Here is a 25,989-nt window from a genome sequence, read left to right as displayed (position 1 = left end):
TATCTTCTACCTGCCAATCAAAAAAAACTTCAACACCTTTTAACTTTAAATAATCTAAAGATTCCCAGAAAGCAAGGCGAACTTCAGAGAGGGGAAGATTTTTTTATTTTTTGAAAGCAAAAACAAATTTGAATATCTTTTGATATAAACGTTAAAGATAGAGGCATTCTTTAGAGCTTTTTCAAATTCAAATTCATTTTCTGGCAGATGTTCTATTATTTTTTTAAGATGGTTAAATTGAGGATTTAGTTTTTTGTCAATGTAAGACCTTATTTCATTTTGCTCTTCAAGTTTCGCCATATTTTCTTTAAGTTTATTGTCTGCAATAAGAAGGTCATTTTCATTCATTAAATTCTCGTTTAAAGCAAAAAGTTTTCTTTTAAGAGAATTAAGTTCTTTTAAGTTGATAAACCAAAATGCTATGCCACCATTAATTGTGGCACTTTCAAGAAGAGTATCCTTATTAATAAGGCTGGGGTTTCCCAAGGCTTTTTTTATTAGGGATGGGCTAACCTTGGGACCTTCCTTGGGAGAAAAAACAATTTTTTCATCCAAGTTCATTATGCCTATATTTAGAGAGGACAGCTTTAAAAAACGGTCATAGCCCCTGTTTGAAGGCAATAGTCTTGTAAACACTAAAGATTCAATAAATAAAATGACAATTAATATATTAAACTCTGCACTTTTAAAAGAGATTTTAATAAAGTAAAAGTATTTCCAATCACTGATGTATAGAAAAGTATAAATTGCCCAAATAATTAAAATTAAATTAGGAATCAATATACTTTTTAAGCTTGTTGTGCTTAAAGCTGGTCTAAACGTAAGAATTACAGAGCCGACTCCTAAGATGCTTATATAAATAAGTATTATGTAAAAAAGGGGGCCATATTGACTTATGCCGTTTTGAGTTGATGTGAAAGCTAAGTTATGAAAATCATTGGTCAAAATAAGTAAAATAAATGTTTCTGTGGGGATCCATAAAAGATTCCACCACTTATTTATAGGCTCTCTTTCAGATTTTGCAATTAAAAGACATGTAAAAAATACAAGGTGAACTATATTTAGAGAGAAAAAATAGTAAAAGTTTCTAACATGATTCATAGCCACAGGATTGTTAATTAATATTTCGTACTTTAAAGTTCTCGTGGCCAGGTAGCCAATAAGCAGAAAACTGATACTCCTAATGCGGGTTATAGAAGAAGTTCTCAAAATTCTGTTTTCCATGTTACGTTTCCAAAAGAGAATTACGTAAGTATATAAAGCGAAGACCGGAACATTGACAGAAAAGTTAAGCAAATGAAAGTATTCCAAAATATGTAATAGAGCTGCCATAAGGACAAAAACTATGGACAGGCAATAGGTGAAAATTTCTTTGCGGTACATATTAATCTCCTTTCATTTAATCTAAAATTTATTAGGGTAAAAAATTACCCTTTTAAAACAATTCTATTTTTATTTATTATATCAAAATAAGTTAAAAAATAATGAATTAAAATAAAAGTCTTAAGGGAAATTTACCAATAAGAATTAAAAAAATGTAAATTAAATATATAAGGTATTTTTACAAAAAATCTTTATTATTATAAAATAAAAATAGAAAATATATAAATTATAAAAAGGGGGACTTAATTTATGGAAAGAACAATTAGAGTTAAAGGAATTGGAAAATTATCTGTTAAGCCGGATACTATTAGAATTAATATGGAAGCTACATACTTAAGCCCAAATTATGAAGGAGCCCTAACACAATCTGCAAGTGATATGCAAGATTTAAGAAATACAGTTGAAAGCGCAGGCCTTGATTCCAAGAATCTTAAAACCACGAGCTTTTCAATTGATTCAGAATATGAGGGCTATCATGATAAGGAAAATAATTACAGAAGAAGATTTTTAGGTTATAAATACACTCACTTCTTATATATTCAATTTCCTAGTGACAATAAAAAATTGTCTAAAGTATTGACTGCACTTGCGAAAAGCCATGTAAATGTTGAATTTTCTATAAAATATACTGTAAAAGATACGGAAGCGGCAAAAAATCAATTACTTGCTAAGGCTGTAGAAGATTCTAAGAGAAAAGCTGAAATATTAGTTGAAGCTAGTGGGCTTTTTTTAGGAAATTTAATTTCTATTGATTATTCTTGGGGAGAAATAAAGATGTTTTCAGAGCCTATGAACAAGTCCCTTATGTCTAAAAATTTAATTTATGAAGCATCATATAACTTTGAAATTGAACCTGACGACATTGATATGGAAGATACAGTTACTTTAATTTGGGAAATAAAATGATAGGCAATATGTTTAAAGGGAAAAGATATTTTAATAAATACTATAATTAAAAAGAGATGTAAGATGAGCTTAAAAAATAAAAAATTTATTTTATCTTTAATAATTTACTTTTTTTCTTTTGTTTTCACATATTTTTTATTTTTCTTTATTGAAAAAATTTATTTTATCCCAATTTTAAACAACTCTATAATAATTTTTAATTTTATAAGTTTTATCTCTTGCCAAATATTTTTTGTAATAAATTTATTTAAGCTTAAAAATAAAGAGTTTTTAAAAATATTATTTTTTATTTTAATTGTAATTTTAGCCTTCCTCTGGCTGTATATTATGGCAATATTAAGTATTTTTGCCGTCAAGGATAATAATCCTTTTTTATTTGAGAATCAAAAATACTATTATGTAAATGAAGGTTGGCTTGATCCTTATTATGAGATATATAAGAAAAAATTTTTTACTATGGATAAGTTAAATGAAAAGGAAATTGAAAAGATTTTTTCTGATTTAAATGATATAAAAGATGAAGGGGCAAGGGATATTTTAAAAATTATTAAAGAAAAAGGTAAACCAGATATTAAAAATAAAACACCAAAAGAAAAGGTTGATACAGGCAAAGAAAAAGAAGCAGAACCAGAAATAGCTGATGACGATGTAGCAGAAGAACCTTTAAAAGAAAATGAGGAAGAGGATTATAAAAACAAGCAAAAAATTGTGGATAAATTTTCTTTTAAAGATTCTAAGAAAATTGAAAATTCTGATTTTGCCCTATTGGAAGTTGACCATGCAGGGCCGAGGACTCATTGGTTTTTTGTAAAAATTAAGGATGAAAAACTTATTTTTATTTCAGAATTAGAGGACACAAGTCCAAGTTTTGAAGGTAAGGTTGACCATAAGGGAAATATATATTTAACTTTTAAAGATATTAATGGAAATATTAATAGATATAAGTCCCAGGACGGGGGAAGGACTTGGGAAACTTATAAATAAAATTTTAAAAATTTTCTTGTTTTTATTTTTATTTTTAATATAATATTTTTTGGGAATGAAGTTCTCCCAAGATTTTTCTGAACTGCTATAAGCTGATGACTTCTGTATTTTAACGGAAGAGTCAGCTTTTTTTATTTTATAGGAGGTTTTATGTTAATATCCCTGGGTTTAATATTATTAATTGGAATGGGCCTTGCACAAGTGTGCAAAAAGTTAAAAATACCTAATATTATAGGAATGCTCTTTACGGGCATAGTTTTGGGACCCCATTTTTTAAATTTATTGGACAATAAAATTCTTTTAATTTCTCCGGAGCTTAGAAAGATGGCTTTAATTGTAATTTTAATAAAGGCTGGTCTTTCTCTTGATATAAAAAGATTTAAAAAAAAGTTGGACTTTCTGCTGTTTTATTATCTTTTTTGTCCGGCAAGTTTTGAAATTTTAGCCTATGTAATTTTTGCAAGGATTTTTTTATCTATGACTTTAGTTGAAGGGGCCATGCTTGGAGCGGTTATGGCTGCTGTTTCTCCCGCAATTGTAGTGCCAAGAATGGTAAGACTTATGGAGGAGGGCTATGGGGTTAAAAAATCCATTCCTCAGATGATTTTAGCAGGGGCTTCCTGTGATGATATTTTTGTTTTGGTTTTATTTTCCTCATTTTTTTCTATGGCAAAGGGTCAAGATCCTAATTTAATGAGCCTATTTAAAGTCCCTCTTTCTATTATCATTGGGATTTTATTAGGGGCATTAGTCGGTTATATTTTATATTTATTTTTTGAGAGTTTATATGAAAAAGATGAATATATTAGAAATACTGTAAAGGTTATTATTATTCTGGCAATTTCTTTTATCCTGTGTTCAGGAGAAGATTTACTTAAGGATATAATTCCTTTTTCAGGTCTTTTAGCTGTGGTTTCCATGGCTTCTCTTATAAGAATTAAGTCCAATGATTTTGTAGTGGAAAGGTTGGGTCAAAAATTCGGAAAGCTTTGGATTTTTGCGGAAATTTTATTATTTGTCCTTGTGGGAGCTGAAGTTGATATAAGCTACATGACAAAGATAGGTCCATTGGGACTTATATTAATTTTTGCAGGTCTTATTTTTAGAAGTCTTGGGGTATTTATTTCAGTAAACCCAGGAAAATTAAAAAATAAAGAAAAATTGTTTTGCATTTTTTCATACCTACCCAAGGCTACAGTTCAGGCTGCTATAGGCTCTGTAGCCTTAGGAGCGGGTCTTAAAAGTGGTATGGCAATATTATCTATGGCTGTTCTTGGAATAATAATTACAGCGCCTTTAGGAGCCTTTTTAATTGATTTGTCTTATAAAAAGTTTTTACAAAAAAATTTTTAAATTCTATTTGACAGGAGAGAAAAATTATATTATTATTCTCACAATAGTTTAAATTTTATAATAAAAATTTGAAAAAACGAGTAGGTCTATGGAAACTTACAGAGAGTGAGCGGTTGGTGAAAGCTCACAGTTAAAGTGGATTCGAAAATCATTTTTCTTTTGCAAGTCTGAAAATAGTAAGATTTGACGCTTTGGTAGGCGTTATCTATACCCGGCATTGATTGATGCTTGAGAGCTTATTATTTTAATAAGAATAAAAGGTGGTAACGCGGAAAATTTCGTCCTTTGTCTATAAGACAAAGGATTTTTTTATTGCATAAAATTTAAATTAATCAAAAAAAAGGAGATTTAAAATGAAAAAATTAACAAGAAGTGAGTTTTTACAATTAAGCATTATGTTGTTTGGTCTGTTTTTCGGAGCCGGCAATTTAATTTTTCCGCCCCTTTTAGGAAATCAAGCGGGTTCTTACACTTTCACTGCTCTTTTAAGTTTTGCTGTAACGGCGGTTGTTTTTCCCGTTATAGGAGCTATAGTAGTTGGTAAAACGGACGGCCTTTCAAACTTGGCAAATAGAGTGGGACCTGTTTTTTCTATTGTTTTTACAACAGCAATTTATATATCCATAGGGCCCGGCTTAGGTATACCAAGAGCGGGAAGTGTTCCTTTTGAAATGGCAATAGCTCCTTATATTCCTCAAGGTTTTAATATAAATCTTGCAAGGCTTATTTATACCTTTGTATTTTTCTTAGTTGCCCTTTTAATTTGCCTTAAGCCTAATGAACTTGTAAAAAGAGTTGGAAAATATTTAACTCCTGCCCTTTTAATTATGATTTTTTTAATGTTTGTGAAAATTGTTTTTGTAGGCAAGAATATAAGCGGTCCTGTTGGAGATTATGAATCATCACCCTTAGTTAAGGGATTTCTTTCAGGCTATGACACAATGGATGCCGTTGCTGCTTTAAATTTTGGATATGTAATAGCTCTTGCTATTAGGAGATTTGGAGTTGAAGATAAAAATCAAGTTACAAAATATACAATAAAAGCTGGAGTTTTAGCTGGCCTTGTATTATTTATAGTTTATGCAATGTTAAGCTCAATAGGTATGTTAACATCAGGAATGTTTGCAGGATCTGAAAATGGAGCAGTGGTTCTTACTAAGGCAATTAAACTTGCTTATGGAGATTTTGGTTTATTTTTACTTGCAGGAATATTTACTCTTGCTTGTTTAACAACTTGTGTAGGACTTATTACCAGTGGAGGAGAATATTTCCACCATTTATTTAAGGAAAAATTGTCTTATAGGGCTTGGGTTTTAATTTGGACCTTTTTCTCCTTTGTTGTGGCAAATTTCGGATTAAATAACTTACTTGCATTTTCAGTGCCTATTTTAATCTTAATTTATCCTGTTGCCCTTGTTTTAATTGTTATGGGTATAAGCCACGACTATGCAAATTACACGAGAGCAAGTTATTTAGTAGCTGCATTTTTTTCCGTAAGTCTTCCTTTTATACAAATGCTTGATAAGACTTTTAAAGTAAGTCTTCCCCTATTTACAGATTTGGAAAAATCCCTTCCCTTAGCAGCAGAAGGTCTTTCATGGCTTCTTCCAACTTTTGTAGCACTTGTTTCAGTAAGTCTTTTAAGGAAGTTTTACGATTTGATATTTTATAATGGAAAGGAAACTGCATAAAAATTTTCTCCAATAAAAATTATTTGTTATAATAGAAACGATATATTTAAAGGAGATGTAAATTTTGAAACAATTAAAGAACGAAGAACTAAGATGGGTGCAGATTAATTTTAATTCTTTATTTTTGTTTTTTCTTACAGGTATTTGTACAGGCCTCGTTATAACTTTTTATAAGATGGGCATTGATAAGTTTGCAAAACTTGTTACAGGGTTTTTAAAAAATTATGGATCTAGTCCCATGGGAAAAATAATTTTTATTTCAGCCTTTTTCATAATGGCAAGTATAATTTATTTTTTTACAAAAGTTGATCCCAATATAAAAGGATCGGGAATACCTATAATATTCGGTGTACTTGATAAGAAATTCAATGTAGACTGGAAAAAAACTTTACCTATGAAATTTTTTACCAGCATAGTTACAGTTGGTTCTGGTTTAACTTTAGGAAGAGAAGGCCCTTCAGTGCAAATGGGAGGTCTTGTGGGTCAAGCTGTTCACCAAATAGGTAAGTCAGTTGAGGAGAGAAGAGTTTTTGTTGGGGCTTCATCAGGAGCGGGTTTTGCCGTTGCCTTTAACGCTCCACTTTCAGGTATTATGTTTGCCGTTGAAGAAATTTATAAAAAAACAAATAGAAAGATTTTTTTAAGTTCTTCAGTTACAGTTTTTTCTGCAATAATAATTTCAAATATGTTACTTGGAAATCATCCTACTCTTGAAAATATTCCAAAGATAAAAGCTCTTGGACTTTCAGCTTACAGCCATATATTTTTTCTTGGACTTTTAACTGGTCTTTCGGGAGTTTTGTATAATAAGGTAATTATAGGCAGTAAAAAATATGGTGAAAAAATCAAAATTAATCCCTTTGTAAAATTTGTGATTCCTTTTTTAGTAACTGCAATTTTTTTACTTATGGATATAAATTTATTTGGATCGGGAGAACATTTTATTTTTTATCCCCTAAGTCAAAATGCTGAGCCTTTAAGATTAATTTATTACTATTTTATGAAATTATTCTTACTTGCCATCATCTTTGCCGTAGGTTGTCCTGGAGGAAGTTTGGTTCCTCTTCTTGCTATGGGTTCTTTAGTTGGAAATATTTATGGCTCAATCCTTGCAGGTGCGGGAATAATCACACCGGATTTAATTCTTACTTTTTCAATCTTAGGTATGTGCGGACAATTTTCATCTATAGTAAGAGCTCCTTTAACAGGAATAGTTTTAATTCTTGAAATGACAGGAGGCTCTTTTGACTATCTTTTAGCAGTAGCAATAGTTGCCATGCTTTCCTATACTCTTGCGGAAAGTCTACATTCAAAACCATTCTACAGTCACCTTTATGAGATGATGGTGGGAAAAAATTAAGATGAATATTTTTGATTTTAAAGAAGAAAAAAGAGAAAATGAACTTATAGATATTTTATGTAGAGAGAAAAATTTAAGAATAGAAAGAATTTTATCCTACGGACAAACAAGTGACTGGATGATACAAGATGAAGATGAATGGGTCCTTGTTATTAAGGGAAAGGGAATATTAGAGTTTGAAGATTTTTCCCTTGAACTTAATCCGGGAGAGAGTTTTTTCATAAAAAAAGGACAAAAGCATAGAGTTTCTTATACATCGAAAGAAGAAACAACTCTTTGGCTATGTGTATTTGTAAAATAAAAAGCTTAACTTTTAAAGTTAAGCTTTTTTTTAATCTTCAAGGATTTGTATTGCACATTTAAGTCCGTCTAAAGCAGAAGAAATAATTCCTCCCGAATATCCAGACCCTTCTCCAATAGGTCTTAAATTTTTAAATTTTAAAGTTGAATAATTTTCTCTGTCAATTCTTATGGGACAAGAAGTTCTTGTTTCAATTCCTGTTAAAATTACATCTCCGTCAGCAAAACCGGGTATTTTTTTATCAAATTCTCTAAGGGCTATTTTTATTGAATCATTTATTATTTGGGGATAAATTTCATTTAAGTTTGCAAATTTATATCCAGGCTCATAAGAGGGTTTAATCTTGCCTAAATTTTCGCTTACCCTATTTTCAAAAAAATCTGAAAGTTTTTGAACAGGAGCAAAAAAATTTTCGCCACCTAATTTAAAAGCTTTTTCTTCCATTTCCCTTTGAAATTTAATTCCTGAAAGATTATCTTTTCCTAAGACATTTTCCCCTATTGCCATTACAATAGCTGAGTTTGCATTTTGACCATCTCTTTTGTGAAAACTCATTCCATTTACACAAAGTCTATTTTTTTCACTGGAAGCTGCAATTACATATCCACCAGGGCACATGCAAAAAGTGTAGACAGAAATATTTTTTTCTTTGTTAAAATAATTTAACTGATAGCTTGCCTGGGGAAGTCTTTCATCTGCAATTTTATACTGACATAAATTTATATCTTTTTGTAAATGTTCAATTCTAAAGCCGACAGCAAAGGGTTTTTGACTAAGATCAATATATTTATTAAGCATAAAAAAAGTATCTCTTGCGGAATTGCCCAAAGCAAGGATATATTCATCAGCAGAGTAAGAATTTTTGTCTGTAATAAGAGAAATTATTTTTCCATCTTTTATGTTAAGGTCCACAAATTTTTCCTTAAAAACAAATTCTCCACCAAAACTTTCTATTTTTTTTCTTATGTTTATTATTACCTTTCTTAAAAGGTCTGTTCCTACGTGGGGCATTTGCTCATATAAAATTTCTTCAGGAGCCCCATTTTCAACTAAGATTTTAAAAATTTCACGAGATCTCTTATCCTTAGACCGGCTGGTAAGTTTTCCGTCTGAAAAAGTTCCGGCACCGCCTTCACCAAATTGAATGTTGGACTCTTCATTTAAAGTTTGAGTTTTTAAAAATTTTTCAATACTTTTAAGTCTGTCTTCAATTTTTTCTCCTCTTTCAATAATTGTTACCTTTACATTTGTTTTAGCTAGAGCATAGGCACAAAAAAGACCTGCTGGACCTGCTCCTACTATTATGGCTTTTTTAATATTATTTTTATTTTTTAGTATAAGTTCTTCTTCTGAAAAGTCGCAAATATTATTTTTTAATTTTTTTCTGATTTTTTCGTCCACTTTTTCATCAATTAAAACTTGATATACATAATAAATTCCCTTTCTTGCATCAAGGGATTTTTTGTAAATTTTAAAAGAATTTATTTTTTTATGAATTGTTTTTTCTATAGCCTCTTTGATGGCAGAGGTATCTCTGTCAAAGGGGACTTTTATATTTTTTATAAGAAGCATATAAAACCTCCCTTAAAATAATTTTATCAGAAAAAAAACTTTATTAAAGTTTTATGGATTAGATTTTAACAATAAATGATATAATTTATAAAGAATAAAAAGTAGGAGGAGATAATTATGAGAAAAAACATAGGAATTAAACCTTATCTTTTGCCAATGCCGGTACTTGTTATAGGCACCTACAACGAAGATAAAAGTCCAAATGCCATGAACGTTGCCTATGGTTCTATGAGAGATGACAAAAGCATTTCCCTCTATATAAACCCTGTTAGAAAGACTATAAAAAATGTTTTAAGAACAAAAGCTTTTACGGTAAATCTTGCAGATATGGAACATTTACTTGATGCAGATTACATTGGAATTGTTTCTGGAAATGAAAATAAAGATAAACTTAAAAGAACCAGCTTTGAAGCTATAAAAAGTGAATTTGTAGATGCTCCTATAATTTCTTTCAGTCCTCTTTCCATAGAATGTAAATTTGTAAGTTATGATGAAAAAGACCACAGACTTGTGGGCGAAATTGTAAATGTCTGTGTAGAAGAAGAATTTATTGATCAAGAGGGAAAAATTAAAACTGAGTCTATGGATCTTATAACCTATAATCCAGTAGAAAACACTTATAATCTTCTTGGGGGTTTTGTTGGAAATGCTTTTGCAAGCAAAGAGATTATGGAAGATGAAAACTTGGATATGGAAGCTGAAGAATACAGCGAAGAATATTTGAAAAAAGATCTTGATAAGAGAATTAAAAGAATAACAAAGATGGAAAAGATTATGGAAGAGCTTTCTAAAGTTCAAGAAAAGTTAAACGAAGCCTTAGATGAATTTGAAAATTTTAAAGAAAAAGCCAAGGCCTTTGACGACTATTATTCATCTGAAAAGTGGATGGAAGATTATAGTGCAGATGATATGGGACTTTTACCAGAAGATATGGAAAGGGGAGTTTTAAATGAAGATATTCCCTATGACGTTCTTGGAGAAAATTATAATCTTGCCATGAGAATGAAAGATTTATCAAGAAATATTTTTAACGAAAGGAATTAAAATGATTTTTATTTGTTATAAAAAATGTACAACCTGTAAGGGTGTTGAAAAATTAATGCAAGAAAAAAATTTAAAGTATGATTTAAGAGAAATTGATAAAGAAAATCCGAATCAAGAAGAAATTAAAAAGTGGCATGAAAAATCCGGCCTTGATATTAAAAGATTTTTTAATACAAGTGGAAAAATTTATCGTGAAAATAATTTAAAGGAAAAACTTGAAAAGATGACTCTTGAAGAAAAATATAAACTTTTGTCCACAGACGGTATGCTGGTTAAAAGACCTATTCTTCTTGTGAAAGATAAGGTTTTTGTTGGCCCGGATGTAAAAAAATATATTGAGAGTTTATAAAATTTTATTTTGAGGTTTATTTTTTAAATGGATTTAAAAATAAATTACAAAAGTAAAAATGAAATGTCTGAATCTTTTTTAACTGCCGCTTTCTTATCAATTTCAGGTGGTTTACAGGATATGTATACCTATATTGCAAGGGGACATGTTTTTGCCAATGCTCAAACGGGTAATATTGTCCTTATGAGTGGCAGTTTATATGAGGGAAATTTTTCTAAAGTTTTTGCCTATTTTATTCCAATCTTATTTTTTTCTTTTGGAGTTATTGTTGCTGAATTTATCAGGAATAAATTTAAAAGTTCAAGAAAAGTTCATTGGAGACAAAGGGTTTTAATTATTGAAATTTTTCTTTTGTTTATAGTGGGCTTTTTACCTGAAAAATTAAATTTAATTGCAAATTCTCTTGTATCTTTTTCCTGTGCCATGCAAGTTCAGACTTTTAGAAAAGTTAATGGCCATTTATTTGCAAGCACTATGTGTATAGGTAATATTAGAAGCGGAACGGAAGCACTTTTTGCATATTTTAAAACAAAAAATAAAAGTATTTTGGAAAAATCTATCCAATATTTCGGCATAATTTTTTTATTTGCCGGCGGAGCTGTCATAGGTGGAAGACTTATTGGTTTTTTGGGCTTAAAAACAATTTGGATTTCTTGTTTTCTCTTATTTTTAAGTTTTATGCTTATGTTTATTAAAAGTGAAATTGAAGAACATCCTGATATTAAAGAAGAAATTAATGTCATAGAAGAGGAAATTAAAAAGTTTTAAAGCTTTAGACTTGCAAAAGGTCATGTTTTTACAATAGGATAGATCTAGGTTTTATGTTTTTAGGAGGCGATTCTTTGATATTTGAAAAATTTAAAGAAGTTTTTGCAACAGTTCTTCCTATTTCCATTTTAGTTTTATTTTTACATTTAACTATAACTCCTTTGGAAGGGAATATGTTTATTCGCTTTTACTTAGGAGCTTTTTTTATAATTATAGGTCTTACGGTTTTTTTACTGGGAGTTGATATAGGAATTACTCCCAGAGGAGATTCTTTCGGCACAAATATTGTTAAGAGAAATGGGCTTTGAAGGAGGAACAATTTTTCTTGGAAGAGGAACTGCAAATAAAAATATTTTCGACTATTTGGGTTTAAATGATAAAAAGAAAGAAATAGTTTTAATTATAGGCTATTCTTCAACAATAAAAAAAGCTGGTCAATATATTTGCCAAAAACTTGAGTTTGAAAAGCCCATAGGGGGATAGCCTATGTGGAAAATGTTTTGGGAGTATGGGGATCGGAAACCTGTGAAAACCAAGGAGAAATTTCAAAGGAGGGAGATTTTATGTTTAATGCAATTTATACAATTGTAGATAGAGGGCTTGCAGATAATGTTATTCAAACCTATGGCCTGGTAAAATAAAGAAAAAATATAAAAAATAATGAATTTTAATTAATTATAGTTAAAGTTCATTTATTTTTATGATATAGTTAAGTAGCTTAACTATATATTTTATATTTAAGAGAATAAAAATTTTAAGAAAGTTAGGTTAGTTAAATAAAAGAGGTGAAAAAATGAGCAAAAAGATTTTAATTATAGGAGCTGTTGCTGGAGGTGCATCAACGGCTGCAAGACTTAGAAGACTTGATGAGTCGGCAGAAATAATTTTAATAGAAAGAGGACCCTATCCATCTTTTTCCAATTGTTGTTTGCCATATTTTTTAGGTGGCGAAATTGAAGATAGCAAAGCTTTGCTTTTAATGAGTCCTGAAAAATTTAAAAAACAATATAATATTGAAGTTAGAGTAGAAAATGAGGCTCTTGAAATAAACGCAGAAGAAAAGAAGGTAAAAATAAAAGATTTAAAGAATAATAAAGAATATTTTGAATCCTATGATAAACTTGTCCTTGCAACAGGAGCAGATGCAGTTCTTCCAAGATCAATTAAGGGGATAGAAGGAGAAAATGTATTTCCTGTAAAAACTGTTCCCCATGTGGAAAAAATCGATCAATTTATAAGAGAAAAAAATGTAAAAGATGCCCTGGTAATAGGGGGAGGCTTTATAGGCCTTGAAGTTATGGAAAACTTAAAAAATAGAGGTCTTAATGTAAGTCTTGTTGAAGGACAAAAGCAAGTTATGATGCCCCTTGATTATGAAATGGCACAAATTTTACAAAAATATATCTTAGATGAAAATATAAATTTAATTGTAAATGATCAGGTAAAAGAAATTGAAGAAGATAAGGTTATTTTACAGTCCGGTAGACAAGTAAAGGCTCAACTAGTAATTGCAGCTTTAGGAGTTAAACCTAACACAAAACTTGCAGAAGGCTGTGGGATTGAACTTACTGAAAGAGGATCAATAAAAGTAAATCATAATTACCAAACCTCAAAAGAAGATATTTATGCCCTTGGAGATGTAATAGAAAGTCATAATTTTATAACAGGAAAAAATGAAAGACTTGCCTTGGCAGGACCGGCACAAAGACAAGCAAGAGCAGTGGCAGATCACATATATAACAGAAACCATAACAACAAAGGGGTTGTAAGAGCATCAGCTGTAAAAATTTTTGATTTAAATGTTGCAAGTGTCGGCTTAAATGAAAGAGAGTGCTTGGAAAATAAAATTAATTATAAATATTCTTTTGTGATTCCTTCAGACAGGGTAGGTTTAATGAAAAAGGCAAGCCCAATATTTTTTAAACTTATATTTGAATATCCGTCAGGAAAAATTTTAGGAGCTCAAGCAATATCAAAGGGCATGGCAGTAAAGAGGATAGATGTAATTTCAACCTTAATACAAAAAAACGGAAGCCTTGAAGATTTAAAAGAACTTGAGTTATGTTATGCACCACCCTATGGAAGTGCAAAAGATGTAGTAAACCAAGCTGCCCTTGTAGGACTTAATCTTCTATATGAAGAATTTAAGCAAGTTCCCCTTACAAAAGTAAGAGAACTTGTAGAAAACCATGAGTGCATAATTGATGTAAGAGAAAAAGTTGAGTTTGAAGCATCTCACCTTATAGGTGCAAAAAATATACCCCTCTCTGAGCTCAGAGAAAGGCTTGAGGAGATTCCAAAAGACAAAAAGGTATATTTACACTGCAGATCATCTCAAAGGTCTTACAATGCCCTTAAATGTCTTCAGGGACATGGCTATAAAGAAGTTTATAATATAGCAGGATCCTTCTTAGGCATATCTCTTTACGAATACTATCAAGATAAAGTTTTAGGAAGAGAAAAAATTTTAACAGATTATAATTTTAACTAAATTTAAGGCAGCCTTATAAGATTTAAGGCTGTCTTTTTTATAGGTTTTAATATAGACTGAAAACTGAGGTGGAAAATGATCTATACAAATCTTAATGAATATGGGAATTTTTTATTAAATAAATTTTTAGACCCCCTATTTGCCTTTCAAGACTTAAATTATAAAAAAATTTTTGAAAATTTGGAAAAATTAGGAGCAGATATTTACTTAGGCAATAGATTTTTTGCAAAAAATCCTCAAGTTTTTAAAGATTCAAACTTAATAGAAAGCTCATTTTTAAGTTCTGAAGATATATTTATTTTAATTTCTGCTATTTACGCAAAACTTTATAATATATCCCAAAACATAAGCGAGGATAAAGAAAATTTAATTTGGATGATAAATGCAAGTTTTCGTCTTTGTAACTTGACCTATGCAAAAGAAGAAAAAGAATTTGGAAAAATAAAAAAAATAAAATTAATTTCAAATAAACTTTTTTCCGATAAAAACATGAAAAAAGGCCAAGAAATTGAGCAGAGGATTTTTATTGATTTTAATGGAAATGTGGAATTAATAAGATATAAATTTGTGGACTTAAAAGAACTTTACCATGAAACTTATAAGGCAAATTTTCAAATAAGTGAAGAAGACAAAGACCTTTTATTTGATGTAACAAAAGAATTTTTAAAAGGAAAAAACTTTAATAAATTTAGCCCCGGTATAGGCAATTGGTATTTGGAGCTGACAGACGAAAATAATAAAATAATAAAACTTAACGGACCACTAATAGGCATATATATGTCCTATAATAAATCTGAAATAAACCTTACAGAAGTTTTTAGAAATATTCTTAATAATAAAGAAATATGGGCTTTTGGAAATTATGAAAGCTCTCATATTATAGAAAATATAAAAATAAACTTCAGAAGAATAAAAGCGGTGGAAGCTGAAAAAGTTGACGGAGAAATATTTTGTTCCTCTGTCTATGATAATGAAGAATTTCTACTAATAAACAGAAAAAATGAAAGCATATACGTTGCACGAGCTTTAGGAGATAATGTAGAAATAAACAAAGAATATAAAATTAAAAATAGGATTGGAATTCTTTTAGATTATGTATCAAGTTTAAAACTGACTCAAAAAAAAGATAAGAAAAGTGGGAAAAAGAAAAAGGTAATTCCATCAGAAATTGACAATATAAAATGTAAAATCACAATTGATTATAGAAATCTTGAAAGCGAAAGTTTAGAGGGAGATTTTAACATAGAAAATCTGCCTAAATCATGGCTTACTTTTATAAAATTAATAAAAAGTATTTTGTCCTATTATGACGAATTTGATATTTTTAACATAAAACTCGCAAAAAAAGCACCAAGACATGAAGGAGATTTAATTTATTTAAGCGTAGTCTTTAAAGACTCATATAAAAAGTATAATTATATTACAGAAGATGATACAATTTTAGAAGATGATTATGTACTTGTTCCTACGGGAAAAGAAAATATTCCTACAAAGGCCCTGGTCATAGATAAAAATTATTACAATTTAAAAAATGCTCCCTATCCACCAGAAAAAACAAAGAAAATAATTAAAAAACTTAAAAAAGAGGAAAAAAATGAAAAATTTTAATGAAGAAGAATTAAAAAAAATATTCAAAGAACTTGTAGAAATTCATTCACCATCTCTAAAGGAAAAAGAAGTGGCAAAACATATAATAAAATTTTTAGAAAACATAGGCGCAGAAATCTATCTTGATGAGTCTCAAGATACCTATGGAGGAAACTGTCCCACAATTTTCGCCCATATAAAAGGTGAGGGACAAGGAGTCACTTTTTCAGCCCACATGGATGTAGTTGAGCCTAATAAAAATGTAAAAATTGTAGAAGAAGAAAAAATAATAAGAACAGACGGCAGTACCACCTTAGGTGGAGATGACAAAGCAGGACTTGCCACTGTCTTATATGCAATTAAATATTTAAAAGAAAATAAAATTGCCCACAGAGATATTTATTGTATTTTCACACCAGGAGAAGAAGCAGGAATGCTTGGAGCACAAAATATAAATTGGAAGGAAGTTTATAAAAATATAAACCCTGCAAAAAATATGATTGTAGTTGATAACGCTGGCCCTTCCTGCCATGTAGCCTATCAGGCACCCTGTGCATCAAACTACTTCTTAAAAGCCTATGGAAAAACATCTCACGCCGGAATAAATCCTGAAGCAGGAATAAATGCAATAAAAATATTAGCTGAAACTATAAGCAAAATTAAACTTGGAAGAATTGACGAAATTACAACGGCAAATATTTCAGAGATACATTGCGACTTTCCAACAAATGTAGTGCCTGATTATGCTTATTGCCATGGAGAAATGAGATCCCACAAAAAAGAAAAATTGGAACAATATTTATCTGAGTTTGAAAAAATCGGCAAAGAAAGTGCTAAAAAATATGGGGGAAAATTTGAAATAGAAAAAGAATTTGTATATCCGCCCCTAACCTCAAAAGACGATTTAAAATTTGCAAAAGAATTTCAAAAAATATATGCAGACATGGGAATTGATGCAGACTTACAAATAATAGGGGGAGGTTCTGACGCAAACTTTTTTGCAGAAGAAGGCTTTAACTCTATAATAATAGGAGCCGGCATGGAAAAAGTCCACACAAAAGAAGAATATGTGGTAATTGAAGAATTTATAAAAGCTGCAAAAGCTATAATAAAATATCTTACTGAATTTTAAAAGAAAAAAGCTATGGGAAATTTCCCATAGCTTTTTTTATTTACAAGCATTAATTCCTGCAAGGCAACCGTCACAAACAGCTGTTGCAATTTGTTTAACAGGCTTTACACGAATATCTCCTGCAAAGAAAAGTCCTGAAGTTTTTGAAATTATATCTTCATCTAAGAAAGTATTATTAACATTTGCAAAATCCTTTAGAATTTCACTGTTGCCATTTTGACCGATTTGAGCATAAATTTCAATGCCCTTATCATCTTTTATTTCAGAATTTGTCAATTTTGCACTTAAACACTTTCCATTTACAACATTAATTTCAAGTAATTTTGATGAAGTGTGAACCTTAATATTTTCAGAATTTTCAATTTGTCTTTTAAATTCATCAATACACATAAGTTTATCTTGGTCTTGAACTATATGAACTTCCTTTGCAAACTTAGAAATGTAAAGAGCTTCTTTACTTGCACCATCAGATCCACCGTTAATAATGACGGTTTTGCCCTTTAACTCTTCTTCATTTCCTAAAGGCCAATGTTTAACAGAAAAATCTTCCGGAACATTTAAAGGTAATTCTTTTAGACTTGAACCGCAAGCACAAATAACTTTTTGAGATGCATATTGGTCTTTATTTGTTGTAACTTTAAAAGAATCTCCGATTTTTTCGATTTTTTTAACTTCTTCAAATTTTACAGGAATTTGAGAATAATTTAATTGGTCTTCCAATCTTTTTGCAAATTCAGGACCGGTTTCATCCTTTTCAACGGAAGCATAATGGCTAACCTTTGAAACATTTGAAATTAAACCACCGATTTTTTCTTTTTCAAAAACTAAAATATTTTTACCCCTTGCTTTTGCATATAGGGCGGCACTAACCCCACTGGGACCTGCGCCTATAATTATAATATCAATCATTTCTACCTCCAATAAGCTATTATGAAACAAAAATAAAAATTATTCAAAAAAAATAAAAACCGGGCTTATTTCAGCCCGGTAATATATATTTTATTATTTTAAAGTTATATCTTGTGCCATGCCCTTAAGATCAGTATAGGAGAAAATATTCTTGTCTATTTTATATCCCTTACTTAAGTCTATGTCTTGAGCTGTGTATATATTTTTTTGGTTTTTATCATAAATGACAGTTTGCATACTTCCATCTTTATTGCTTGAGAAATTAGCTATAAAGTATGGGGAAGATTTTTCAATACTTTCAACGCTATAACCGTAATTTAAGTCATTTCCGTTTCCATTCATAAGAGAATTATCTCTTCCGTCTATATAATAAATATTTCCGTCAAGAACGTATAGGTCAACTCCGTTATTTCTAACATTTACATTTCTTGAAACTATTTTTTGAGAAAAATCTTTTTCATCTACTTTTATAATATTTCCTTCTCTAAAATAATAAATATATTTTCCGTCATTTTCCAATTTTCCCATTCCAATTGGAGGAAGTTCTTTTTTAACTGTTGGACTTTGAGGATTCGGTTGAGCTTTTTCTGGAGCCTTATTTATAGATTTTATTTCAAGACCGTTTTCATTTGTAAATCTATAAGCCCAGCCAAATTCATCTACACAAAACCTCCAAGTCATTGGGAAATAAGTAACATCTCTAAAAATTAAAAGAGGATATTTTTCATCTTGATTATAAATTGATTTGCCGTTAACTTTAATTTTAAAAGTCGGGATTTCTACAGGATAAGAATTTGCATTTTTAAAACCTTGTCCGTAAAAATGATATTCTCCTCTTATACCTGTTTGATTTATGCCAAGGCCGTCATAAGAATTCCAACTTGTTTCAACTCCTAAAAATCTTGTTGTATAGTAAGTCATTGGAAAATAAGTTATGTCTTTATAAACCAAAAGAGGATATTGACTGTAAGTACCTTCAAAAATTCTATCGTTCAAGGTAACTTTAAAAGTTGGTATGGTTGCATATTGAGCAGCTTGAGTTTTAACTGAAAAAAGTCCCGATAAAATTACTCCACTTAGGGCAAATAAAGATATTTTTTTCATTAATTTCATATAATCATCTCCTTAAGATTATTTTACTATAAAAGTTTTGAAAACATTATTACAATAATAATACAAAATCTCAAAGTTATCAAAAATTTACAAAAGACAAGGGGAAAATAGAAATTTCAATTAAAAAACTTTTAAAAAATTTTTTGAAAATGTTTTCAAAACTTTGTTTAATTTTTATTAAAAGTCTTTTATTTTTAAATAAGTACCTGTATAATAGTTATAGTTAAGTCCAATGACTGGAGGAGGACCTATGAGTTTTTCTTCTTCTGTTAAAGATGAAGTTGCAAAAATTAAAGTAAAGGATAAAAATTTAATCACTAGTGAAATATCGGGACTTTTGGCAACTTGCGGTGCAATTATGCTAAAGGGAGAAAATTTAATTTTATCTTTTAACACTGAAAACCCCTCCGTTGCAAGAAGGATTTTTACTTTTTTAAAAACTTATTCTAAAGATGTTGAAGCTTCTATAAGAAAAAATTATAAGCTTAGAAAAAATAAATATTCAATTAGTTTGTTTGACACTTATGCAGTTAAATCTTTACTTGACAAGGTGTACATAGGACAGGATAAAAGAGTCTTCACCCTTTCAAAGAAAAAACCAAGGCTTACTGAAGAAGAAAAAAGAGCTTTTGTAAGAGGTTGTTTTTTAGGTAGCGGTTCTGTTACCAATCCTGAAAAAACTTACCATTTTGAAATTATTTTTGAAAATAGGGGACCGGCAAATTATTTAATGGAAATTTTATCTGATTATGATATTAAACCGGGTCTTACTCTTAGAAAAGACAAATACCTTATATATTTAAAAGAAGCTGAAAAAATATCGGATTTTTTATCTTTAATAGGGGCATCTAAATCCGTTTTGGAATTTGAAAACATTAGAGTTATTAAAGAAATGAGAAACAATGTTAACAGGCTTGTGAATATGGAAACTGCCAATTTAAATAAAATTGTCAATTCTTCTTTAGATCAGGTTAATGACATTTTATACATTGATAAAGAAATCGGTCTTAATAGTTTAGATGAAAACTTAAGAGAGGTTGCTCTTTTGAGGCTAAAAAATAGAGAATCCTCTTTAAGAGATATAGGTAATCTGTTAAATCCTAAGATTGGGAAAAGTGCAGTAAATTACAGAATGAAAAAATTAAGAGAGATAGCAAAGTTGTTAAGGAGTGGTGACTATGGTAACAAAAGAAATAAAACTTTCTAACGAAGACGGACTTCACGCAAGAGCGGCGGCACTTTTCGTGAGAACTGCAAATAAATATGAATCTGAAATCAGTCTTTCATGTCATGAAGATGAAGTTAACGGAAAAAGCATAATAGGGATTATGTCTTTGGGAGCTTTTGAAGGAGAAAACGTAAAAATAAAATGCGATGGTCCTGATGAAGAAGAGGCTTTAAAAAGTTTAACTTCCCTTATTGAAAATAATTTTATAAATGTTTGATTAGAGCTTTCAGTGTAAAGCTCTTTTATATTTAAAGGTGATTTTATGTTTACACATCTCCACGTCCACAGTGAGTATTCTCTTCTTGACGGATCCATTAGAATAAAGGATTTGCCAAAAAAAGTTAAAGAATTGGGAATGGATTCTTTAGCCCTTACTGACCATGGAAATATGTTTGGAATTATACAATTTTATAAGGAATGCTTGAAAGAAAATGTAAAACCTATTTTAGGCTGTGAAGTTTATGTGGCGGAAAAGGGACTTTCAGATAAGACAAGGGACAATAAAAGATTTCATTTAATTTTGCTGGCAGAAAATGACGAGGGCTATGCAAACTTAATGAAAATTGTATCCATAGGCTGGGTGGATGGCTTTTATTACAAGCCAAGGATTGACTATGAAGTTTTAAAAAAATATTCTAAGGGCCTTATTGCCCTTTCAGCCTGTCTTGCAGGTGAGGTTCAAAGAAATATTTTAAATAGGGACTTTGAAGGAGCCATTGAAGCAGCTGAAAAATATAGGGATATTTTTGGAGAAGGCAATTTTTTTCTTGAACTGCAAAATCATGGCATAAAAGAACAACTTGAAGTTAATAAATATCTTTTGGAAATTCATAAAAAAACTGGAATCGGGCTTGTTGCAACAAATGACGTCCACTACCTAACAAAGGATGATGCTGAGGCTCACGATGTTCTTCTTTGCATCCAAATAGGAAAAACTCTTGATGACAAGGATAGGATGAAATTTCAAACCCAGGAATTTTATTTAAAAAGCCCAGAAGAAATGGAGGAGCTTTTTTCATCTTATCCAGGCGCTATTGAAAATACTGAAAAAATTGCAAAAAGGTGCAATGTAAATATAGAATTTCACAATTATAAATTACCGAAATTTACAGCTCCTGATGGAATGAAAAATGAAGATTATTTAAAAAAATTAAGCATAGAGGGCTTAAAAGAAAGATATAAAGAAATAGACGACAAAATTCAAAAGAGATTTGAGTTTGAATTTAACACAATTCTTTCCATGGGCTATGTAGATTATTTTTTAATTGTAAGAGACTTCATAAATTATGCCAAAAAAAATAATATTCAAGTAGGACCTGGAAGAGGATCTGCAGCAGGCTCTATAATTTCCTATGCCTTAGGAATTGTAGATGTTGACCCCTTAAAATTTAATTTGCTCTTTGAAAGATTTTTAAATCCTCAAAGAGTGTCCATGCCTGATATAGACATAGACTTTTGCTATGAAAGACGAGAAGAAGTTATTGAATATGTAAGACAAAAATATGGCCAAGACCACGTTTCACAAATAGTAACTTTCGGAACCATGGCAGCAAGGGGAGCCATTCGTGATGTAGGTCGTGTAATGGGAATTTCCTATTCAAAAGTTGATTACATTGCAAAGCAAGTACCCCAACAATTAAATATGACCCTAGAAAAGGCCCTTGAAATTTCTTCAGAACTTAGAAATTTATACGAAGAAGATCAGGTAAAAAAACTTATTGATACGGCGCTAAAAATAGAGGGGCTTCCAAGGCACACTTCAACCCATGCGGCAGGAGTTGTAATTGCAGATAGACCTATAACAGATTATGTACCCCTTGCAAGAAATGATGATATCATTTTAACGGAATTTAATATGACAGAGCTGGAAGAACTTGGTCTTTTAAAAATGGACTTCTTAGGCCTTAGGACCTTAACAGTTATAAGAGATGCAGTAGACATGATTGAAAAAAATTATGGGGAAAAAATAGACTTTAAAGACCACTCCTATGATGATAAAAATGTTCTAAGACTTTTTGAAAAAGCCAACACCCTTGCAGTATTTCAATTTGAATCTCAAGGAATGAGAAATTTTTTAAAAGAGCTTAAACCAGATGCTTTTGAAGATTTAGTTGCAGCAAATGCCCTATTTAGACCAGGACCCATGTCGCAAATTCCAAAATTTATAGAATCGAAGCACGATAAATCTAAGATAAATTATATTCATCCTGCCCTGGAAGATATACTTTCTTCAACTTATGGTTGTATAGTTTATCAGGAACAGGTTATGCAAATTGTGCAAAAAATAGGGGGATACTCCCTGGGAGAAGCTGACATTTTAAGACGTGCCATGAGCAAAAAAAAGATGTCGGTTATGGAAGAAGAGAGAAAAAACTTTATTTATGGAAAAGTTGATGAAAAGGGAGAAATTTTACTTACAGGAGCTCTTCGAAATGGCCTTGATGAAAAAAGTGCCAATGCAATTTATGATTTGATGATAGATTTTGCAAACTATGCCTTTAATAAATCCCACTCCCTTGCCTATTCAGTAGTTGCTTATAGGACGGCCTATTTAAAATATTATTATCCAAAAGAATTTATGGCGGCACAGATTTCATCTTTTATGGATAGACCAAAACAAATTGCCCTTTATGTTGAAGAATGTAAAAGACTTGGCATAAAAGTCCTGTCTCCCCATATAAATAAGAGCTTTAAAAAATTTACTGTAGAAAAAGATTCTATAAGATTCGGCTTAAGTGCAGTAAAAAATGTGGGAGTAAATTTTATTGATGCAATAGTTGAAGCAAGAAAAAGCGGAGAATTTATTTCCATGACGGATTTTGTCAGAAGGGTTATAAAAATAAATTCCAATGCTATAAATAAAAGGGCCCTTGAGTCTTTAATAAAAAGCGGCGCCTTTGATTGCTTTAAGGGCAACAGGGCACAATATATGGCAGTTTATGAAAAAATTATAGATTTAATTACAGGCATAAAGAAAAATAATGTGGAAGGTCAATTTTCCATGTTTAAAGCTTCAAGTGACGAAGATAATTTGCCTAGACTTAAAGATTTTTCTCAATCTATGAAACTTGAAATGGAAAAAGAAATTTTAGGAATTTATGCATCGGGTCACCCCTTGGACTCCTATAGAAGTGCAATACAAATAAATTCCGACACTTCTACAGTTTTGATAAATGAAGAAGGGAAAAATAATGATAAGGTAAAAATTGCTGGAATCATAAAAACCAAAAGAAAATTGGTAACAAAAAATAATAAACTTATGTGTTTTGCAAGTTTGGAAGACTTTTACGGCAATGTGGAATTAATAATATTTCCAAATGTTTTTTCCCAATTTCAAGATTTGTTTGAAGAGGGAAAAGTCCTTGCCATTGAAGGATATATAAGTCTAAGCGATGTGGAAGAAGCAAAAATAATTGTGGATTCTGCAAGAAAAATAGACCTTGAAGAAAATAAAAGACTCTATATTTCAGTGGAAGATATAAATTCTGAAAATATAAATTCAATAAAAAATATTTTAAGAAGATATAAGGGCAAGGTCCCGGTTATAATTTACGATGAAAAAAGTAAAAAGCCCTATGGAGTTTCAAAAGATATGTGGATATCTCTTGAAAACTTTGATAATTTAAAAATAGAGCTTTTAAACTATTTAAATAATAATGACAATAAAATAATTGTTAAGTAGGTGTTTTATGAAAAAAATAGGAATACTTTGTTCCGGAGGAGATGCTCCGGGAATGAACAGCGCCCTTCGTGCAGTTGTAAGAAGTGCAATTTTTGAAGGAATTGAAGTTTTTGGAATAAAAAATGGATATGAAGGTTTAATAGACGGTAGTCTTGTGCCTATGGTAGAAAGTTCCGTTGCAGATATAATTCAAAAGGGAGGAACTATTTTAGGAACCTCCCGTTCTGAAAGATTTACAAAAAAAGAAGGAGTCTCCCAGGCCCTTAATGTTTTAAAAGTTTATGGAATAGAAGGCTTAATAGTCCTTGGAGGAGATGGGTCCATGAGAGGAGCATATAGCCTCTACAAGGAAGGTTTCCCTGTTGGCCTTATACCATGTTCAATAGACAACGATATGGACTATACAGACTATACTGTGGGCTTTTGGACGGCAGTTGATACTGTTACTGATGCCATTTCAAAAATAAGGGACACAACAGACGCTCACAACAGGGCAAATGTTGTAGAAGTAATGGGAAGAAATTGTGGAGATATAGCTCTTTATGCAGGAATATCAGGAGGAGCTGAATCAATTTTAGTTCCAGAGAATAAAGCAGACATAGATGATATAGCAAGAAAAATGCTCATGGGAAAAAATAGGGGCAAAAGACACCACATAATCCTTGTGGCAGAAGGGCTCGGCCATGCCCACGAAATTGCAGAAAAACTCCAAAAAATAACAGAAATTGAAACAAGGGTAACAATTCTTGGCTACATTCAAAGGGGAGGAAGTCCCTCATCAGTTGACAGAGTTTTAGCATCTGCAATGGGTAACGTCTTAGTAAAAAAAATGATTGAAAATGATGAAAATAAAGCCCTGGCTGTAGGAATAAGAAACGGAAAAATCTTTACAGAAGATTTTGAAAGAGCCTTTAATAGAAAAAAAGTTTTTTCAAAAAACTTATACGATATAATGAAAATAGTATCAATTTAAAATAAAAAGAGGTAAAAATGTCACTTAATATAGTTTTTTATGAACCTGAAATCCATTGGAATACAGGAGCCATAGCAAGGACCTGCGGACTTACTCACTCAAAGCTCCACCTAATAAAACCCCTTGGATTTTCCACTGACGATAAGCATTTAAAAAGAGCAGGCTTAGATTATTGGCACCTGGTAGATATAAGTTATTATGATTCCTATGATGAACTGTTAAAAAAATATCCAGACAGTAACTTTTATCTTGCCACAACAAAAGCAAAGAAAAAATATACAGATGTAAAATATAAGGACGGAGATTTTATAGTTTTTGGACCTGAAACAAGGGGATTGCCAGAAGATTTAATATTTTCAAATTATGAAAAGGCTATAAGAATTCCTATGCTTAAGGACTTTGGAAGAAGTTTAAACCTTGCAAACTCTGCAAATATAATTTTATTTGAAGCCCTAAGACAACTGAACTTTTTAGACTTAGAATGATTGGAGAAAAAATGATAGAAGCAAACACAATATATTTTGACTTTGACGGAACCTTGCACAACACAATGAAAATATATAAAAGCGCCTTAGATGATGGAGTAAAATTTTTAAAAAATTTAGGAATAGAACCTAAAAATTTAAGCCCTGAAACTTATCACACTTGGCTTGGCTATAATGCAGGAGAAATGTGGAAAAAAGTCTTACCAGATGCTGATGATGAGATAAGAAAAAAAGTAAAAATCCTTGTAGGCAAAAAAATGCAGGAAAATTTAAATGAGGGAAAGGGAACCTTATATGATGGAGTTGATGAGACTCTTTTAGAACTAAAAAAGAGAAATAAAACTTTAGTCTTTCTTTCCAACGCAAGAACTTCCTACTATGAAACAGTAAAAAAAGTATTTAAACTGGAAAAATATTTTGATGATTTTTTAACATCAGAAGCCTTTAAAGAGATTCCCAAAGAAGAAATTATAAAAAGAACAATGAAGAAATACAAAAGGAATTATATAGTAGTGGGAGACAGGTTTTTTGACATACAGGGTGGAATAAAAAACGGCTTGGACACAATATTTTGTAATTACGGTTTTGGAGAAAAAAAAGAAGGAAAAGAAGCAAGTGCGAGAATTGATGATATAAGAGAACTTTTAGAAATAATTGAATAATAAAAAAAGAGGATAG

25 protein-coding genes, 1 riboswitch and 1 other annotated feature are annotated in these 25,989 nt (G+C 30.5%); of the genes, 21 read left to right on the top strand and 4 right to left on the bottom strand.

Annotated features, from left to right (window positions below):
• Positions 1–54: 54 nt before the first annotated feature.
• A complete protein-coding gene (locus HMPREF1253_RS06975) occupies positions 55–1,383 on the bottom strand; it encodes a hypothetical protein (RefSeq protein ID WP_162146346.1) in 1,329 nt (442 codons plus the stop codon).
• Between the two features lie 249 nt (positions 1,384–1,632).
• Between HMPREF1253_RS06975 and HMPREF1253_RS06970 the strand changes: the two genes are divergently transcribed.
• The 6 genes from HMPREF1253_RS06970 to HMPREF1253_RS06945 all read left to right on the top strand — a co-directional run bounded on the left by HMPREF1253_RS06970 (position 1,633) and on the right by HMPREF1253_RS06945 (position 7,978).
• Entirely contained in the window at positions 1,633–2,289 is a 657-nt protein-coding gene (locus tag HMPREF1253_RS06970) for an SIMPL domain-containing protein (RefSeq protein WP_023055998.1), read from the top strand.
• Positions 2,290–2,616: 327 nt separating this feature from the next.
• Positions 2,617–3,273, top strand: coding sequence for a hypothetical protein (locus HMPREF1253_RS06965; RefSeq protein WP_155803751.1), 657 nt, complete (start codon positions 2,617–2,619; stop codon positions 3,271–3,273).
• A gap of 42 nt (positions 3,274–3,315) precedes the next feature.
• A riboswitch (Fluoride riboswitch) is annotated at positions 3,316–3,385 on the top strand.
• 38 nt (positions 3,386–3,423) lie between these two features.
• On the top strand, positions 3,424–4,626 hold the full coding sequence (locus tag HMPREF1253_RS06960; protein WP_023056092.1) for a sodium:proton antiporter: 1,203 nt from the start codon (positions 3,424–3,426) through the stop codon (positions 4,624–4,626).
• A gap of 59 nt (positions 4,627–4,685) precedes the next feature.
• Positions 4,686–4,915: a binding site (T-box leader), on the top strand.
• 64 nt (positions 4,916–4,979) lie between these two features.
• Entirely contained in the window at positions 4,980–6,317 is a 1,338-nt protein-coding gene (brnQ, locus tag HMPREF1253_RS06955; RefSeq protein ID WP_023056072.1) for a branched-chain amino acid transport system II carrier protein, read from the top strand.
• A 64-nt stretch (positions 6,318–6,381) separates the two neighbouring features.
• Positions 6,382–7,677 carry a ClC family H(+)/Cl(-) exchange transporter gene (locus HMPREF1253_RS06950; protein WP_023056027.1) on the top strand — a complete coding sequence of 432 codons (1,296 nt, stop codon included), beginning with the start codon at positions 6,382–6,384 and terminating at the stop codon, positions 7,675–7,677.
• A gap of 1 nt (position 7,678) precedes the next feature.
• Positions 7,679–7,978 (top strand): cupin domain-containing protein, encoded by a 300-nt coding sequence (locus HMPREF1253_RS06945; RefSeq protein ID WP_023056111.1) that lies wholly within the window; start codon positions 7,679–7,681, stop codon positions 7,976–7,978.
• A 30-nt stretch (positions 7,979–8,008) separates the two neighbouring features.
• Here HMPREF1253_RS06945 and HMPREF1253_RS06940 read toward each other — a convergent pair whose 3' ends face one another.
• Positions 8,009–9,550, bottom strand: a complete 1,542-nt coding sequence (locus HMPREF1253_RS06940) for an NAD(P)/FAD-dependent oxidoreductase (protein ID WP_023056105.1) — start codon at positions 9,548–9,550, stop codon at positions 8,009–8,011.
• A gap of 117 nt (positions 9,551–9,667) precedes the next feature.
• Between HMPREF1253_RS06940 and HMPREF1253_RS09720 the strand changes: the two genes are divergently transcribed.
• From HMPREF1253_RS09720 to HMPREF1253_RS06900, 9 genes are all read left to right on the top strand, one after another.
• Entirely contained in the window at positions 9,668–10,594 is a 927-nt protein-coding gene (locus HMPREF1253_RS09720) for a DUF4298 domain-containing protein (RefSeq protein WP_023056071.1), read from the top strand.
• Between the two features lies 1 nt (position 10,595).
• Positions 10,596–10,943: a Spx/MgsR family RNA polymerase-binding regulatory protein gene (locus HMPREF1253_RS06930; protein ID WP_023056115.1), complete on the top strand. Its 348-nt coding sequence runs from the start codon at positions 10,596–10,598 to the stop codon at positions 10,941–10,943.
• Positions 10,944–10,970: 27 nt separating this feature from the next.
• Positions 10,971–11,711 (top strand): YoaK family protein, encoded by a 741-nt coding sequence (locus HMPREF1253_RS06925; protein WP_023056057.1) that lies wholly within the window; start codon positions 10,971–10,973, stop codon positions 11,709–11,711.
• Positions 11,712–11,785: 74 nt separating this feature from the next.
• Positions 11,786–12,019 (top strand): DUF1538 family protein, encoded by a 234-nt coding sequence (locus tag HMPREF1253_RS06920; protein WP_023056011.1) that lies wholly within the window; start codon positions 11,786–11,788, stop codon positions 12,017–12,019.
• Entirely contained in the window at positions 12,009–12,194 is a 186-nt protein-coding gene (locus tag HMPREF1253_RS06915) for a hypothetical protein (protein WP_023056049.1), read from the top strand. Before HMPREF1253_RS06920 ends, HMPREF1253_RS06915 begins: the two co-directional genes overlap by 11 nt.
• 5 nt (positions 12,195–12,199) lie before the next feature.
• The gene (locus tag HMPREF1253_RS10140; protein WP_023056021.1) at positions 12,200–12,352 is read left to right on the top strand and encodes a hypothetical protein; all 153 of its coding nucleotides are present in this window, start codon (positions 12,200–12,202) and stop codon (positions 12,350–12,352) included.
• Between the two features lie 152 nt (positions 12,353–12,504).
• Positions 12,505–14,202: an FAD-dependent oxidoreductase gene (locus HMPREF1253_RS06910; protein ID WP_023056061.1), complete on the top strand. Its 1,698-nt coding sequence runs from the start codon at positions 12,505–12,507 to the stop codon at positions 14,200–14,202.
• Between the two features lie 75 nt (positions 14,203–14,277).
• The gene (locus HMPREF1253_RS06905; protein WP_023056068.1) at positions 14,278–15,810 is read left to right on the top strand and encodes a hypothetical protein; all 1,533 of its coding nucleotides are present in this window, start codon (positions 14,278–14,280) and stop codon (positions 15,808–15,810) included.
• Positions 15,797–16,921 carry a M20/M25/M40 family metallo-hydrolase gene (locus HMPREF1253_RS06900; protein WP_023056032.1) on the top strand — a complete coding sequence of 375 codons (1,125 nt, stop codon included), beginning with the start codon at positions 15,797–15,799 and terminating at the stop codon, positions 16,919–16,921. The genes HMPREF1253_RS06905 and HMPREF1253_RS06900 overlap by 14 nt, the downstream gene beginning before the upstream one ends.
• A 36-nt stretch (positions 16,922–16,957) precedes the next feature.
• Here HMPREF1253_RS06900 and HMPREF1253_RS06895 read toward each other — a convergent pair whose 3' ends face one another.
• Positions 16,958–17,830, bottom strand: coding sequence for an NAD(P)/FAD-dependent oxidoreductase (locus tag HMPREF1253_RS06895; RefSeq protein WP_023056069.1), 873 nt, complete (start codon positions 17,828–17,830; stop codon positions 16,958–16,960).
• 93 nt (positions 17,831–17,923) lie between these two features.
• Complete coding sequence (locus HMPREF1253_RS09715) at positions 17,924–18,943, bottom strand: hypothetical protein (protein ID WP_023056086.1); 1,020 nt, start codon at positions 18,941–18,943, stop codon at positions 17,924–17,926.
• Between the two features lie 250 nt (positions 18,944–19,193).
• Here HMPREF1253_RS09715 and whiA point away from each other — a divergent pair, with 250 nt between their 5' ends.
• Genes whiA through HMPREF1253_RS06860 form a run of 6 tightly spaced genes read left to right on the top strand, consistent with a single transcriptional unit; the run spans position 19,194 to position 25,973 of the window.
• Positions 19,194–20,150, top strand: coding sequence for a DNA-binding protein WhiA (gene whiA, locus HMPREF1253_RS06885; protein ID WP_023056053.1), 957 nt, complete (start codon positions 19,194–19,196; stop codon positions 20,148–20,150).
• Positions 20,122–20,388 carry an HPr family phosphocarrier protein gene (locus tag HMPREF1253_RS06880; protein WP_023056002.1) on the top strand — a complete coding sequence of 89 codons (267 nt, stop codon included), beginning with the start codon at positions 20,122–20,124 and terminating at the stop codon, positions 20,386–20,388. Before whiA ends, HMPREF1253_RS06880 begins: the two co-directional genes overlap by 29 nt.
• Before the next feature lie 45 nt (positions 20,389–20,433).
• Positions 20,434–23,853, top strand: coding sequence for a DNA polymerase III subunit alpha (locus tag HMPREF1253_RS06875; protein WP_023056063.1), 3,420 nt, complete (start codon positions 20,434–20,436; stop codon positions 23,851–23,853).
• Positions 23,854–23,860: 7 nt separating this feature from the next.
• Positions 23,861–24,826, top strand: a complete 966-nt coding sequence (locus tag HMPREF1253_RS06870) for an ATP-dependent 6-phosphofructokinase (protein WP_023056123.1) — start codon at positions 23,861–23,863, stop codon at positions 24,824–24,826.
• A gap of 17 nt (positions 24,827–24,843) precedes the next feature.
• The gene (locus HMPREF1253_RS06865) at positions 24,844–25,311 is read left to right on the top strand and encodes a tRNA (cytidine(34)-2'-O)-methyltransferase (protein WP_023056075.1); all 468 of its coding nucleotides are present in this window, start codon (positions 24,844–24,846) and stop codon (positions 25,309–25,311) included.
• A gap of 11 nt (positions 25,312–25,322) precedes the next feature.
• Positions 25,323–25,973 (top strand): HAD family hydrolase, encoded by a 651-nt coding sequence (locus HMPREF1253_RS06860; RefSeq protein ID WP_023056091.1) that lies wholly within the window; start codon positions 25,323–25,325, stop codon positions 25,971–25,973.
• Positions 25,974–25,989: the final 16 nt, after the last annotated feature.

The organism is Peptoniphilus sp. BV3C26, from assembly GCF_000478985.1.
In the GTDB taxonomy this organism is placed as follows: domain Bacteria; phylum Bacillota; class Clostridia; order Tissierellales; family Peptoniphilaceae; genus Peptoniphilus_B; species Peptoniphilus_B koenoeneniae.
The sequence above is the reverse complement of the archived record's forward strand: the minus strand, read 5'-3'. Positions and strand labels throughout refer to the sequence as shown.